Genomic DNA, 14409 nt, shown 5'->3' with positions numbered 1-14409 from the left:
TATGGCATGATCTACCAGTCGACCTATCAGGCAGCACGGGTTATTGCCCCAAAAGTTGAAGCTATTTTTGCAGCACATCTTTCTGCGGCAAGAGAAAGCGGCGAAGATGATCTTGCACCCTTGCCAACAGCGAATGTAGTTGAAGCGATCATTGATGCTACATTTTGGGCAAGCCTGCGCAAAGAGGAGGGACATTCCCCGAAAATATCACTGGCTTATTTACCTCCTCAGCAAGCGGGCAATCCTTTGCTTTTTAAACACCGCCTGCCACTGAGTCCGGGAATTCTGACCAAGATTGCACCAGGCGTAGAAAGAGCGGGTATCCATTTAGGTGTCTGGCTGGAAGACGATGAGTTGTTCATCTGGGGGACTACGGTCAGCATTCCCAATTTTTGCTTTGTTCTGGATGTTTCTGAACCTGCTTTGCTGGTGATCAAACACCGCAGGATTTACGGTTTCGGTAAGTTTACGAATATTGCAGTCCTGAAAGGCGACCAGGTGAAAATGGTAGATGAAAACAATACCAATATGGCCGATTGCCCGCCGATGTTGCTTTCTTTGCTGGACCTTACTGCGCCTTCTTACTGGAATGATTCTGTTAACGTAATGATCCAGTTGGCTGTTTCCATGAGGAGTCATGGAAGGGGAGGAACATTACTGGTCGTGCCTACAGAAACGAACAACTGGCTCCAGTCGATCATTAAACCTATTCAATACTATATTCAGCCAGCCTTTACCGGTCTGTCCAAGCTGCTTCAGCAGGACCGGAAAGAAGCCAGTCAGATTTTTTGGCAAACGGCATTGAAACGTGAGGTAGAACATCTTGCTGGTCTGACGGCTGTAGATGGTGCAACGGTCATCAGCAGCGATTATGAATTGTTGTCTTTCGGCGCCAAAATCGGTAGGGCAAAAGGAAAAGAGAATATTGATGAACTCTCTTTCTCTGAACCGATTAAAGGCGGAGATGCGATCGTGGTGCATCCGACCAAAGTTGGTGGAACAAGACACCTTTCTGCCGCTCAGTTTGTACACGACCAAAGGGATGCGACTGCCCTCGTGGCTTCTCAGGATGGGCATTTTACCATTTATACCTGGTCTGAAAGTCAGGGGAGGGTACAGGCCCACCGCATCGACACGCTCTTATTGTAAGCGTTGTTAAAGCGGAAACTATGCGCATAAAAAAAGCGTACCCTGGAGAACGCTTAAAAAATTAATTAATCTAAATGGCTATATTTTTCGGAATCAGGAAAAGACGATTGCCCCAATAATTACCGCCACAAATAGCAGAATGATCACTATACGGTCTACCTGAATCCAATCACTTTTAGTGAGTGGCCTTTCTTTTTTTTCCTCTTTTTGCCTTGCAAAAACCTGAAGAATGAAATAAGGTTTACTTAACATAGCTGGCTGTTTTTTAGTAATTCATTTAATGCAAACTGCGAGCCAAAATTTTAATGGAATGTGAAAATGTTAATAATTTTCATTTCTTCCTTGATTTTGAAACTTGTTTGTGACTTTTGTCCCTCATTTATAGCGAGTTGTTGTCCATTAGTTCTCCATATTGTCCTTTTTTTAGCCACGTTTGCTAATCGGAATTTTAAACTCCGTTTATCCCCGGACTTTGAACCAAAATCCCTGAATTTGTCTCAATTGTTGATTCGTATAAAATCAGAAAGTAAAATTATACAACTGATAATAAGCTTGTTATGTAGTTTTTGTGATTTATTATAGTACTATGTATTGCATATTACTATATAAAACATATAACTTTGTATTATGATAGCAGAAAATACGCAAACACAAATGCGAAAGGGCATACTGGAATACTGTGTGCTCCTGATCATATCCAGAGGTGAGATCTATGCTTCCGATATTATCGCAGAATTAAAGTCAGCCAAATTGTTGGTCGTAGAGGGGACTTTGTACCCCTTGCTTACCCGCTTAAAAAATAATGGCTTGCTGAGTTATAACTGGGTCGAGTCCACATCAGGGCCTCCCCGGAAATACTACCTGTTAACGGCCGAGGGGAAAGCCATTCTCAGTCAACTGGACCACACCTGGCAGGAACTGGCTTATGCAATAGACACTTCCAAAACTAATTTAACCAACTCATGAAGAAGACACTTAACATAAATATCGGTAACTCCATCGTTCATATCGAAGAGGATGCTTACGAAATGCTGACCATTTACCTGAACGAAGTAAAGCACCATTTTTCAAAAAATGCAGATGATTTTGAGATCGTTACCGATATTGAAAACAGGATTGCCGAAATGTTTGGCGAGATCCTGACCATCCAGCAAAAACAAGCCATCAATATAGAAGATGTAAAATCAGTAACTGCACAGATGGGTTCTGTAAAAGATTTTGAAACTTCTGAGGAATCCGAAGGAGCTGAAGATCCGCTTGCCCATATCCCACCGTATGATGGTGTAAAGAAATTATACAGGGATACCGATCAGGCGATGGTTGCAGGAGTATGTGTTGGTCTCGGTCATTACCTGAATATTGAAGCCCGCTGGATCCGTTTGGCAGCTTTGATCTCCATGTTTATCGGAGGGTCCGGAGTACTGGCTTATCTCATCATGTGGATCGTTATTCCGAAGGCAGAAAGTAAGTCGGAAAAGATGACGATGAGGGGAGAGGAACCTAATCTGAGGGGATTTGCCAACAGCCACCTGAATCCATTGATGAAACAGTCGCGGGGTTTTATTGCTGAGTTTTTTGAATTTCTGGGTAGCTTTATTCAAGGTGCAGGGAAAACATTGTTTAAAATGATTGCAGTAGTAATTATCATTTTCGGTTCTTTGTTCCTCTTGTTTCTGATTGTAGCTGTTGCCGGTTTATTTGGAATCTGGGATTCCAATGTGTACAGTTATTTTCCGGTGAGTATGGTCAATGAGGATTACCTCAGCTCGATAGTGATTGCTGTATTCATTGTCTTTGCAGTTCCGTTGCTGGCCCTGGTACTTTTCTCTGTCCGGGTTGCTTTTAATGGCAGGGCGATTAATAAAACGCTTTCCTTTGGTCTGTTGATCATCTGGCTTGGCGGCGTAGTGGTCAGTATATTTTACATCGCAAAAATTACGACGGAGTTTAAAGAAAGTGCAGAACTGGCACAGGTTACACCATTGGTGGCTCATAAAACAATTTTGCTGACGGTAGACAAAACGCGTTTCTTTAGCAAAGAAGACAGTATTAATTATAAGATTGAGTCCTACAATAAAAATGGGCGCAGAATCTTAAATCATAGTGGTCCTTTTGATGAGCCAAGAAATGTAAGCCTTAGAATTGAAGAAAGCGAGAATGGAAAAAGTGAACTGGTCAGGAATTACAGGGCACAGGGAAAAACTTTTGAAGCTGCTTTAAAGCAAGCGCAGAATATCCGTTATGAATTTGTGCAAAAGGATTCTCTGCTGAATTTCAGTTCCCGCTTACAGCTGACTAAAAAAGCCAGCTGGAGGAATCAGGAGGTAGATTTGATGCTGAAGGTGCCTGTAGGTACCCATTTAAAAATCAGCCGTGATCTGGCTTGGTTTTTAAACGGGTACAATTACTGGGACTGTAATTACGATGGAACTGCTGAATTCACAGAGTGGATCATGACACATACAGGCTTAAAATGTCTGAATGAACGTAAAGATTCAGACAACGAATAACTATTTTACAGTGTAGCGGTAGACAGACCGGGTCACATTCCCGAATTTGTCTACCCCTTCAATGACTGCTCTGTAAGTACCTTTACCATCTGCATTAAAATACTCTAAGCTTAATGGTGCTGTTCCGGAAGTGATCACTTTTGGATTCCAGTAAATGGTAGTCCTTAAATCATTGAAATTATAGGTGTTTGCCGGGTTAATGTATTTTGGCATATAAAACTCTCTCTGTTTGCTGAAGCCTTTTGGATTGAATTTTAGCATGTTCTGCTGAGGCAGCATTTTCTTCAGATCCGCAATACTCATGGTACTTTTCTTTATTTTCTTTGTATTTACCACCAATACACCATTGGTATTGTACATCCTGTTTATCGTTCCAAGTTCGTCTTTGGTAAAGACCTCTACGGATTCTACATCCGAAGGAAGTACATTTAGTAAAGCCATATAATCCAATGCCATACCATTTATGAAAATGGCTACCGGAACCCTGCTTCCCTGTTGATAATCTCTGGTCACATAGAAATTGTTTTCAAAAAAGGTAAGCCCCATAGCCATGGTTTGCAGGCAGAGTGCAACAGAATTACAATCTTTCAGGCGTTCTCCATCGATCACCGTTCCCGTGATTGAACTCAGGCCTGCCAGTGCAGAATGGTCCGCATGACTAGGTTTTTTAATTTTAGCCCCTTCGATTTTTACTTCTTTCAGGGTGCGCAGGTAGTTATACTGGCGCTTGCTGTTGCTCAGATAGGCAGACAGGGTACTGTCGATATTACTTACTTCTTCTGCCGGGTAAGGATTTTTGCTGACCTCCGGTAAAGGCGATCCATCCAGCATGATCATCAGGTTGGAACCATTCGTGCTGTATTTGGCATTGATCAATACTTCCGATGAATCCGGAATTGATAAGTTGGGGAAAGCGAAAAGACCAGATGGACTGGTCACTGCTTCCGAAGAAATGTTTGTTCCTGGCACGGTTAAACGTAAGGCACCTTTTCTTACCGGCATTCCGGTACGGTCCCTTAATGTTCCGGTGATGCGCATGTCTTGCTCCGGTAAATAAGTTACAGGAGGGAATTTATTGGCCAGGATGTCTTTAAACGCAAAGCGACGGTATCCCTGAGTCAACATCAGCAGATCCAGATCTGCCAGCTTTTTCTCATCCGGTTTGGTGAAATAGTAATTTGGTTTTTCAATATAACCCTGTAAATCTGAAGTGAGTAAAAGAGAGCTTAATATTGTTGTCTCTGTGTCTTCGTCAACCGGAACTTTAGTTTCGTCAGTAACGGAGATCGAATAATTTCCTTCCAGTGGCTGAGTCGCATTTTTAGGGCTAACGGTTAGCTTTACTTTTTGTCTTGGTTTATAAGATGGAAGGTCTGATTTAAGGGATAGGCTTTCATTTATCGGGTAGTTGAAGGCCAGTCTTTCATTAATTGGCTCTCCCGATTCAGAGAATAAAGTGACCTGAACAATCCCGACCGGGAATTTATCTTTAGGAATCTTTGCTGAATTGACCTGCGTTGCCAGACGTGTTTTTGCTGCATAATAGATGATGCCGCCCTGTGTAGCTACAATAAAGAAGGTCTTTCCTTTGTTTTGCTGAAAGTAGGTGTCGTTGGCAAGGATTTTAAGATTAAAGGCTGTTGGATCTGTATTGGTGATCTGACTCATGATTCCCGAAGGTATTGCTTTAGGTAAATCAAAGCTTTTACTGGTCCCGTCTTTAAAGGTAATATTCGCTTTATAGCTTTTGTCGGTTTCTACATTCAGGTAAAAAGAACCCATTCCCAGGTGACTGGAGCTGAAATTGCTCAGCGTGTTGCCTTGATTGTCAGTGACTGTTCCTTTAAGATCTATGCCCAAGCCTTTAGCCGTGACAGCTTTGAAGCTTACCCGCATGGCGAGTCCGCTGATCATTTCTCCACCTTCGGGAAAAAACTGAATGTCATGTGTGGTCGCTACCGGTTTTAAATTAAAGCTGTTGGTGACGATGTCTTTATCTGTCAGATTGAGTTCTGTAATCAGCTCCCCATTGGTGATGAGCTCATTTTTTCTGGGTTCAATCTTTATTTTCAGAATCCCGTTCTGGTCAGTTGTTCCTTTTCCTTTACTAACTACATCGTAATTGGAAATCACTTTCCAGTTGACCGTTTTATTTGCCTGTGCTACTTTATCGGGGTTTTTAAACTGGACGATGGCCTCAATGCTCTGGCTTTTGTCACTCTGTGTACTCTTATAGCTGAAATGAGTGATCAGTTGTTTGTCAATTGCCTCTCCGATAGGAATCGTTTTGCTGAAAAAGAACTTATCGCTCGAGTTGAGCATCCATACCGTATACGCCCTGATGTAATAATTTCCTTGCTTATAGGTCCCGGGGGTAAGCGGAATGTTTCCGGTAGCCACAGCGTTCACTGTTGGTAGTTTGATGGTTTGTACCAGGGAATCTTTGGCATTCACCACATCCACATAAACAATCTTACTGAGTTGTGAGGGGATATTTTGTTCCATCGTCACGTAAGCCTTAAACCAGATGGTATCAGCAACGCTATAATAAGGTTTATCAAAATGTACATAGACCTTTTCTACAGGATGTTCATCCGAAAGTTTCTTGGCTTTGCTAATGATGTTGTCTAGAACGACACTGTCTTGCTGAGCGCTGGCAGAAAGATGCGCAGTGGCGGATAGCAGTATAAGGGCAATAAAGAAGTTTATAAATCTCATCAAAATGGTTCAATACGGTTAATAGGGCTAATATATTCATTTATGAATTGAATAGCCATATTAACCGTCATGTTTAACACTTTTTGACATTCGGTTTATCCCTTCCCCGGTAAAATATGGAAGCTTAGCCATAAGATCAGCAGCAGCAAAAGGGGGAAGAACGCAGGGAAAGGCATAGTGTTGATAGATAAGAAGATAAATGTCAGTATCCCGGCAAGGAAGATGATTGCCGCCATCTTCGACGTTTTCCTGAAAAACAGGGCCGGATAAAACGGATGGCACCATAAGATATTGAAATTATGTCGCATCAGATCCAGTTCTGAATAGACAGACAGGTAAATCAGGAGCAGGCCGGTGGCACTCAGGAGAAGGAGGAAGGATCCGCTGAGGAAGGAGGCAAACAGTTTTAATACAGGATATTTTCGGATGTCGATGAGCAGTCTGCCGAGGATGGGGAATAACAGTAATAAGTTTAAGCCATAAAACAAGGTACTCAGCAGGGAAGTGGAACCACGGGTATTCGGATTGGCCTTAAATAAATAAGTGATGGGGCCGGAGAACTTGCGCTCCTGAGATTGCATTTCGTCTATTCTTTTTCGCAAGGTATCAGGTAAAAATAAACTGAGGCTCCTGTTGGTAAGGGTATCTGATTGCTTGCCAAGAAAGATGTTCATGCCAATCATTTCAAACTCATTGTGTTTCAGGTAGGCCCCGAGCTGCTCCCGGATGGAAGGTCCTTTTCCCTGACTGACTTGAGATAGGGACCGGTCAAAATCAGGGCCTATAGATTCTGATAAGAGATCGATGATTTTAGTGGAGCAGTTTTTCCCGACGAAATCATAATTATAAGACCTGTTTTCAGGTTTTATTTGTGTCTGCAGAATGGAAATGAGCTTGCTTTTCTGGGCTTCGCTCAATTGTAGCTTTTGTTCCGTAACCGATTGTTCATCCATCAGGTAGGAGCGGATAAAGGTCTGGTAATCTGTCCGGGACAGAAAGTACTTCATCCTGCCATGGAGAAAGTTGAAATAGAATCCCGGGTCAGTGGTGTCAAAGGTTCCATAATTGTAAACTAAATCCAGCTGACGGGCTTCATCCCTGATGCGGATGGCGCTATGGCCAAACAGGGCATAAATATAGCGGTCGGTTTTTTCGCAGGTCAGCAGGCTCACCGAGATGTTGTGGAAACTGGGGATCGGGCTTGATATACTTGTTTTCTGACACAGTAAGAAAAAAATGCTGAGGATTAGAAACCTTTTTAATATTCTCATTAGGGGCAATCTGGAGCGAAAAATTCATTGCAAAGATGCGAATACCCTGTTAATAGAATATAAAATAAGGATTATCTTTAGAGAATAGAAAAGTTAGTAAGCTGATAAAAATAATTAACCCGGTATGGTGGAATTATACCGGGTTAAAAAAGAGGCTTTCTGTTGCCTATTTAAATTCGATGATGAAATCTTCTAACGGTGTACGTACCTTTTTCAGGTTCACCAACCAATCACCGCTTTCGTCTCTGTATCCAAGAGGTAATAAGGTTGTGGTACGAAGACCTTTTTCTTTTAAGCCCAGCAACTCATCCAATGCTGCCGGATTGAAACCTTCCATTGGTGTCGCATCAACTTTTAATAAAGCTGCTTCTGCCAGGGCAACTCCAAAGCCAATATAAGCTTGTTTTGCAGCATGGTTGAAGTTTTCCTCCGGAGTTTTTGCGGTATAGGTGGCGACAAGGTTGTTGACATAGTCTGAGTGTGAATCCTCAGGCATACCGCGCTCTCTGTTCCCGTGAGCAAACACGTTTCTGATGTTTTCTTCAGTATAATTTTCCCATGCAGCAAAAATTAACAAATGTGAAGAATCTGTAATCTGAGATTGTCCATAAGCAACTGCTTTGATTTTTTCCTTTAACTCAGGATTGGTAACCACAATAATCTTGAACGGCTGTAAACCTGAAGAAGTAGGGGCAAGGTGTGCTGCAGCAAGGATCTGGTCAACCTTATCCTGTGAAACTTTCTCACCATTCATCTTTTTAGTGGCATAACGCCATTTTAATGCTTCAATTAAGCTCATATTCTTATTTTTTTATCTAAAATTTTTCTTTTTTGCGTGTTAGTTATATAGCGACTAAATAAATAACACTGTTAGCAAATGTAGGTATGTTACTGATATCTTGTCCATTGTTTTTTGCTTTTTACTTTTAGATGATACTTGATTGTGACAAAAAGTATGCGATAACATTTGGATTAGTTTTTTTTATTCCGTAAAATCGTTTATTGTTATGCAAGCATAATTGTTTTGCTGCAAACTCAATCAAATCGAAATTGTTAATCTAGAGTAAGATCGACATTAAATGTTTCTTTGAGATGAACCGAATATCAATTTAACCCTATCCAAATATGAAAAAGATCCTACTAAGCTTTTTACTGGCTGTGCCTATTCTGGGCTACTCCCAATCCTTTCAGGTAAACCTTCAAGGCCAAAAGCAAACCGCCATGGGAGGTGCCGGAACAGGCGTTGCCTTGGACGAAGCTGCTGTATTTTTTAATCCGGGAGCCGTTTCCTTCCTGAAAAAAAATGGTGTTCAGGCCGGTATCAGTCCGTTATACCTTAAAACCGCATTCCGCGAAAATGGCTCTAACATCACAGAATATAATAAAGATAAGATAGCAACGCCTGTGATGGGCTATGCTGTATTCGGTTCACCTGCCAACCGTCTTCGATTTGGTATCGGTATTTACACTCCATTTGGCGGTGCAATGCACTGGAAAGAAGACTGGACAGGGAAATATACGGTAACCTCTCTTGATTTACAAGCCATTTATATCCAGCCAACCCTGAGTTTGAAAATTACAGACAATATTGGTATCGGTGGAGGTTTGGTGTATTCCTTAGGGAAAGTTGATCTGAGAAGAGCAGTTCCAATCACTAAACCAAATGGAGAGGCCTCGACCGCAAAACTAAAAGGCGATGCAAAAGATTTTGGCTGGAATGCAGGTATCTATGTTCAAACGGTGTCCGGTGTTTCCATCGGGGTTACTCACCGTTCACAGATCACTGCAAAAGTTAAAAATGGCGATGCCATCTTTGATGTTCCGGATGCTTTGAAGGCGACTATGCCAACGAAATTTAATGCAGAACTTCCTTTACCGGCAACGACTTCGATTGGTTTGGGTTTCTATCCTTCAGATAAAACTACTATTGCGGTTGATGTGAACTGGGTACACTGGAATAAATATAAAGAACTGGCCTTTGATTATGACAATAATGCCAGAATTCCTGATACTAAATCACCAAGGAATTATCATGATGCTGCAGCCTTCCGCGTGGGGATTCAAAACCAAACCACAAACAGATTAGCACTTCGTGCAGGTATTGCTTATGCCATGACTCCGGTAGGAAAAGGTTATGTAACACCGGAAGTTCCGGATGCAGACCGCCTGCTGTTAAGCGCGGGTCTTGGATTCAAAGCGTCTGAAAGGTTCCTTATCGATTTGTCTTTCCTATATGAAAATGTGAAAGCCAGAAATGAAACTAATATTGAAACAGGATTGAGCGGTGAGTTTAAAACTGCAGCGTATATCCCGGGTATCTCTTTCTCTTATAAATGGTAGTTAACCTTTTCAGAAAAAAACATAATGAAATCAAATTTTATATATAAAAGTATTTTTGCGGTTGCTATTCTTGGAATGGCTTCCTGCAAACCAGAGCTCAAAGACATTACGCTTACCAAAGGGTCGGCTGATTTTTCAAGATACATTGCGGTAGGAAATTCCCTGACTTCCGGTTATGCGGATAATGGATTGTTCCTGGAAGGACAGAAAAATTCCTATCCCGGAATGATCGCCGAACAGATGAAAGCGGTAGGCGGCGGATCTTTTTCTACTCCTTTTTTCAAAGATACTGAAGCCGATGGTTCAGGTCATTTGGTGCTGAAAGGATTCGATGCGAAAGGCTTACCACAAATCGCAGCGCAGGCAGACCATTTGGCAGTAAGGCCGGAGTCTGGTGCGGTAACGCTTTTCACGAAGTATACCGGAGATCTTAACAACTATGGCGTTCCGGGGATTAAGTTATTGCACATTACTGTTCCTCAATATGGTAACCTGAACGGATTCTATGAAAGGTTGTTGCCAGGGAATGCTCCTGGAAATACGACTCCATATCTGGACTTCGTAACGGCAAAGCCTTATACTTTCTTTAGCATGTGGCTGGGAAATAACGACATCCTGGGCTATGCAAGTTCCGGAGGTGCAAACCCTGCGGATCAGCCAACCCCTAAAGCAACTTTTACAGCTTTATACAACATGGCTGCTGATAAGATGACGGCTAATCAGGCAAAAGGTGTGGTCGCAACTATCCCTGATGTATTGGGTACGCCTTATTTTAATACGGTTACTTTAGCTTCAATACTGGCAACCGTACAGGCAACTGCACCTACGGTGACCGCAATTTACATCAGGACAGGTGCAGGAGTAAGCAGAGCCGCAACAGCTCAGGATTATTTCGTGCTTCCTTTGCTTTCTGCAGGGGTGATCGGAGTGCCTACCGGAGGAATTCCTTATGGCTTACATCCGCTAAATCCAATTGAAAGTAGATGGGTATTGGATAAAGATGAGGCGGCCATTGTTGCAGATTATACTACTGCTTATAACAATACCATCAAATCTGTAGCGGCAGCTAAAGGCCTTGCCCTGGTAGATGCTTATGCTTTGTTGAAAGACTATGGTGCAGGTAAAGATGTAAACGGAGTAAGGGTAAGTGCAGCCTTCATTACAGGTAATATCTTCTCATTAGATGGGATTCACCTGACTCCAATGGGGTATTCAATCGTAGCCAATGAGTTTATCAAATCTATTAATGCAAAATATGGTTCTTCTATTCCAATTGTAGATGTAACGAAATACAGAGGGGTGAAGTTCCCGTAGTGTAACTATAGATCTTTAAAGCGGTAAGATAAGTCAGCGCATATTAAAGCAGATTTATCTTACCGCTTTCTTGTAGGTTTATTGGGCGTGTGGACCCAAAAAACTTTAATATCCTAATATCTTTGCTTCCTCTTTTAATTCGGCTGTTACTCTTTTGCCGCTTGTACTTGGTCTGAGTGCTCTCATATATCGGACTTGGCCCGTTGTCGTATGTAGATTGTAGAATAGCGAACGCGTTGTGTTTTAAAGGATAGTGTAATCGGTTTTTTTTAGTAATTTTATCGTTAATGATTATTGATGGTAAATCGACATCGCCAGAATTCAGATAGTGATCCATAAAATATCAGGATGAAAAAGATAAAAGGCTTGAAGCAGCATTTGAACTAATCAGTGAGTGAGCGAAAGTCGTTAACAGAAATACTAATTAAAAGAACTTGAATAAACCAATCATTATGAAAAAGAATCAACTATCTGAATTAACCTTAGACGAACTACACAAAAAGAAAAACACGCTGAAGGGAGCTACAATTGGTTTAGGTATAGTGATGTTAATTGCATTTTCGATTCTTCTTTATCTCGTTTTTAAAAGCCGGAATTTTGCGCTCATTACCATTATTCCTGCTGGTTTAATTTCACTTATTCCGGGTATAATTGGTCTGGCTCAGGTCAATTCGGAAATAAAATTGCGTAAGGCCAAATAATTGCTTCCTCTGATCCTGCCTGGAATGAAATCAGGGAAAGTATTTTCTACCATTTCATTGGTGTAAATACGCTGAAGTACTCTTCAATTATGGATATTTTAATTAGCCCAATAGCTACAATCTGAATCATTATGCAGGGAAACAACGATTTTAAAGTATTTAAGGAAACAAAAAGCTGGTTTTTTAAACCGGATTCAAGTGTTCTGTTTAAAGAGAAAATTGACCTGAGGTTAAGCGAGGAATTTAAGGAAACGTTTCCTGAACTAACTTCGATAGTCGAGAAATCCAGAATCACCTTCCTTGAAATTGACGGAGAGGAGCATTTGTTGTTTGCATGGAATAATAAGGATGATCAAATTTGCGGATGGTTAAATAAAATAGAAAACTCAGAAAGCTTTTCTTGTGAACCCATCGCTGAGCATGAATTGATGCTGAGGAATATCGGTGGGGTCGTAGAGTCTTTCAACCAACCTGAGGTCTGGCTCGGTAATAATCAGAATTTTATGTTCCTGGGTTCAGAATGTTTCCGCGGAATAGGAGGATGGGAGGAATACTATAGTATGCTTTGTGAAGAAGGGAACTATGAGCAAATTGATTACACTCGGTTTTTAACATTTGTTGAAGAAGCAAACGGAGGAATGACCATGTACGATACCTTCACTAAAAAAGTGATGATATTTTCACATGACCACAGATTTACGAATGTCGATTTTATGGAAAAGCAGCCTGAGTACACATTTCATACTATTCAAGGTGTGGAGACTTTTATTGATTATGTAGAGGAAGTAGCGGCTCAATGGAAAGTAAATTTAATAGAAAGTGATGGAGTAAAAGTTTTGGGGATATAGCTTTATTTAAATATTTAAGACAGGCGCTTTGCTGTTCAGGATAATAGTTGTCTGCTGACGTGAATTTAACCTACGTTTTTACGCAGTTTTTAATAACATGAACTTTTAAGTTTTTATATTCATGTAACTTATTTTTTTAGATAAATAAAATTTACATGAATAAAAGAGAATACACGCTGAATGAATTTATTCTGGAAGCTGCAGAAGATCCAAATGAAAATGATTTCTTTGAACTTGAAAAACCCGCATTGCTTGAGGTAAACCTTAAGAATCAAAAGATCATGGCCAAAGCCGGATCTATGGTTGCTTATATAGGTAATATTGATTTCAAAAGAGAGGGTATGATGAGCAAGGGACTGGGAGGCTTACTTAAGAAAGCCATTTCGGGAGAGGGTACTTCGTTAATGTATGCTACCGGAACGGGTAAATTATACCTGGCAGATGAGGGTAAAAAGGTGAAGATCATTAAGCTGAAAAATGAAGCCATCTTTGTGAATGGTAATGATGTTTTAGCCTTGGAAGAAAGCATTCAGAACGAAATTAAAATGCTTAAAAGTGTAGCTGGTATGATGTCAGGAGGTTTGTTTCAGGTAAAACTATCCGGTTCAGGTTACATTGCGATCACGACCCATGGAGAACCTATTTTATTAAAAGTGACTCCTGGTCAGCCTGTATTTACGGATCCGAATGCCACTGTGGCCTGGTCCGAAAACCTGACCCCAAAAATCAAAACCAACCTGACATTTGGTTCATTTATCGGCCGTGGTAGTGGGGAATCCTTCCAGCTTGAATTTATGGGCGAAGGATGGGTATTGGTACAGCCTTATGAAGAAGTAAAATACGCTGCTAAATCTTAAACCATTAGAAAAGGGGATTAATCAGAACCACAAATCATAAAGGCCCTGCAGGACATTGACGTTTTACAGGGCTTTTATCATATTGATCCTATTTCTTTAAGACATACTTGCCTGCCAATGCCCCGGTGATTTCTTTTCCTTCCATATCCAGTTGTATCAGTTTATTTTCTCCAACAAAATAAGTATTTGGCTGATCCTTTAACCCGATGAGTTCTACTTTTGAACCTGTGCTATCCCATTTAAATGTTCCTTTATCCTCAGGGAACTTTGTGTCTTTACCCATGTAATTTGTTTTTAATACAAAAGTCATGTCCTGGTTAAGGGTAAGTTCTGTTTGGATGCCTTCACAATCTGCACAGGGAAGGACTCCTTTATAAGTGCCATTCCAGTCCAGAGAATTCTGAGCATTATGGCCATCGTTGATGGCTGCATTTTCTGTCTTTACAGTGCTGTCTGCATCAGACGTCTTTTTTGTTTCATTAGTACAGCTCCATAATAATATCGATACTGTAGCGAGAGTTAAGATTTGTTTTTTCATCGGTAATGAGTTTGTGTTTATTTCCACCTTATTTCTAACGGCTGGCGAAGTGTTTTGTTTTACAAAAATGGTGTGACCCCAAAAAGTTGGACAGATTCAAAATTAAGTTTTTTGTACGAGAGCTCGGTATTCCACCGGGCTCTTTCCATTTAACCTGTTTTTT

13 protein-coding genes are annotated in these 14409 nt (G+C 41.0%); 8 read left to right on the top strand and 5 right to left on the bottom strand.

The window, feature by feature from the left end:
* Positions 1 to 6 precede the first annotated feature (6 nt).
* The gene (locus BLQ87_RS31780; protein ID WP_074612942.1) at positions 7 to 1149 is read left to right on the top strand and encodes a putative sensor domain DACNV-containing protein; all 1143 of its coding nucleotides are present in this window, start codon (positions 7 to 9) and stop codon (positions 1147 to 1149) included.
* Positions 1150 to 1242: 93 nt separating this feature from the next.
* On the opposite strand, the gene BLQ87_RS33945 is transcribed toward BLQ87_RS31780, so the two are convergent.
* Positions 1243 to 1401: a hypothetical protein gene (locus tag BLQ87_RS33945; protein ID WP_172665008.1), complete on the bottom strand. Its 159-nt coding sequence runs from the start codon at positions 1399 to 1401 to the stop codon at positions 1243 to 1245.
* Positions 1402 to 1776: 375 nt separating this feature from the next.
* Here BLQ87_RS33945 and BLQ87_RS31775 point away from each other — a divergent pair, with 375 nt between their 5' ends.
* A complete protein-coding gene (locus BLQ87_RS31775; protein ID WP_074612941.1) occupies positions 1777 to 2115 on the top strand; it encodes a PadR family transcriptional regulator in 339 nt (112 codons plus the stop codon).
* Positions 2112 to 3659 (top strand): PspC domain-containing protein, encoded by a 1548-nt coding sequence (locus BLQ87_RS31770; protein ID WP_074612940.1) that lies wholly within the window; start codon positions 2112 to 2114, stop codon positions 3657 to 3659. The genes BLQ87_RS31775 and BLQ87_RS31770 overlap by 4 nt, the downstream gene beginning before the upstream one ends.
* Here the strand turns inward: BLQ87_RS31770 and BLQ87_RS31765 are convergent, their stop codons facing one another.
* The 3 genes from BLQ87_RS31765 to BLQ87_RS31755 form a co-directional block, all read right to left on the bottom strand.
* Positions 3660 to 6377, bottom strand: coding sequence for a carboxypeptidase-like regulatory domain-containing protein (locus BLQ87_RS31765; RefSeq protein ID WP_074612939.1), 2718 nt, complete (start codon positions 6375 to 6377; stop codon positions 3660 to 3662).
* 95 nt (positions 6378 to 6472) lie between these two features.
* Positions 6473 to 7648, bottom strand: a complete 1176-nt coding sequence (locus tag BLQ87_RS31760) for a lipoprotein N-acyltransferase Lnb domain-containing protein (RefSeq protein ID WP_074612938.1) — start codon at positions 7646 to 7648, stop codon at positions 6473 to 6475.
* A 166-nt stretch (positions 7649 to 7814) separates the two neighbouring features.
* Positions 7815 to 8447, bottom strand: a complete 633-nt coding sequence (locus BLQ87_RS31755) for an NAD(P)H-dependent oxidoreductase (protein ID WP_074612937.1) — start codon at positions 8445 to 8447, stop codon at positions 7815 to 7817.
* 326 nt (positions 8448 to 8773) lie between these two features.
* Between BLQ87_RS31755 and BLQ87_RS31750 the strand changes: the two genes are divergently transcribed.
* The 5 genes from BLQ87_RS31750 (at position 8774) to BLQ87_RS31725 (ending at position 13708) form a co-directional block, all read left to right on the top strand.
* The gene (locus BLQ87_RS31750; RefSeq protein WP_074612936.1) at positions 8774 to 9988 is read left to right on the top strand and encodes an OmpP1/FadL family transporter; all 1215 of its coding nucleotides are present in this window, start codon (positions 8774 to 8776) and stop codon (positions 9986 to 9988) included.
* Positions 9989 to 10012: 24 nt separating this feature from the next.
* Entirely contained in the window at positions 10013 to 11302 is a 1290-nt protein-coding gene (locus tag BLQ87_RS31745) for an SGNH/GDSL hydrolase family protein (RefSeq protein WP_074612935.1), read from the top strand.
* A gap of 452 nt (positions 11303 to 11754) precedes the next feature.
* On the top strand, positions 11755 to 12003 hold the full coding sequence (locus tag BLQ87_RS31735; protein WP_074612933.1) for a hypothetical protein: 249 nt from the start codon (positions 11755 to 11757) through the stop codon (positions 12001 to 12003).
* A 131-nt stretch (positions 12004 to 12134) separates the two neighbouring features.
* On the top strand, positions 12135 to 12851 hold the full coding sequence (locus BLQ87_RS31730; RefSeq protein WP_074612932.1) for a hypothetical protein: 717 nt from the start codon (positions 12135 to 12137) through the stop codon (positions 12849 to 12851).
* Between the two features lie 155 nt (positions 12852 to 13006).
* On the top strand, positions 13007 to 13708 hold the full coding sequence (locus BLQ87_RS31725) for an AIM24 family protein (protein WP_074612931.1): 702 nt from the start codon (positions 13007 to 13009) through the stop codon (positions 13706 to 13708).
* 88 nt (positions 13709 to 13796) lie between these two features.
* Here BLQ87_RS31725 and BLQ87_RS31720 read toward each other — a convergent pair whose 3' ends face one another.
* Positions 13797 to 14246: a copper resistance protein NlpE gene (locus tag BLQ87_RS31720; RefSeq protein ID WP_074612930.1), complete on the bottom strand. Its 450-nt coding sequence runs from the start codon at positions 14244 to 14246 to the stop codon at positions 13797 to 13799.
* Positions 14247 to 14409 lie beyond the last annotated feature (163 nt).

The organism is Pedobacter steynii (genome assembly GCF_900103665.1).
Taxonomy (GTDB): Bacteria; Bacteroidota; Bacteroidia; order Sphingobacteriales; family Sphingobacteriaceae; genus Pedobacter; species Pedobacter steynii.
This window is presented reverse-complemented; position numbering and strand designations above follow the sequence as displayed.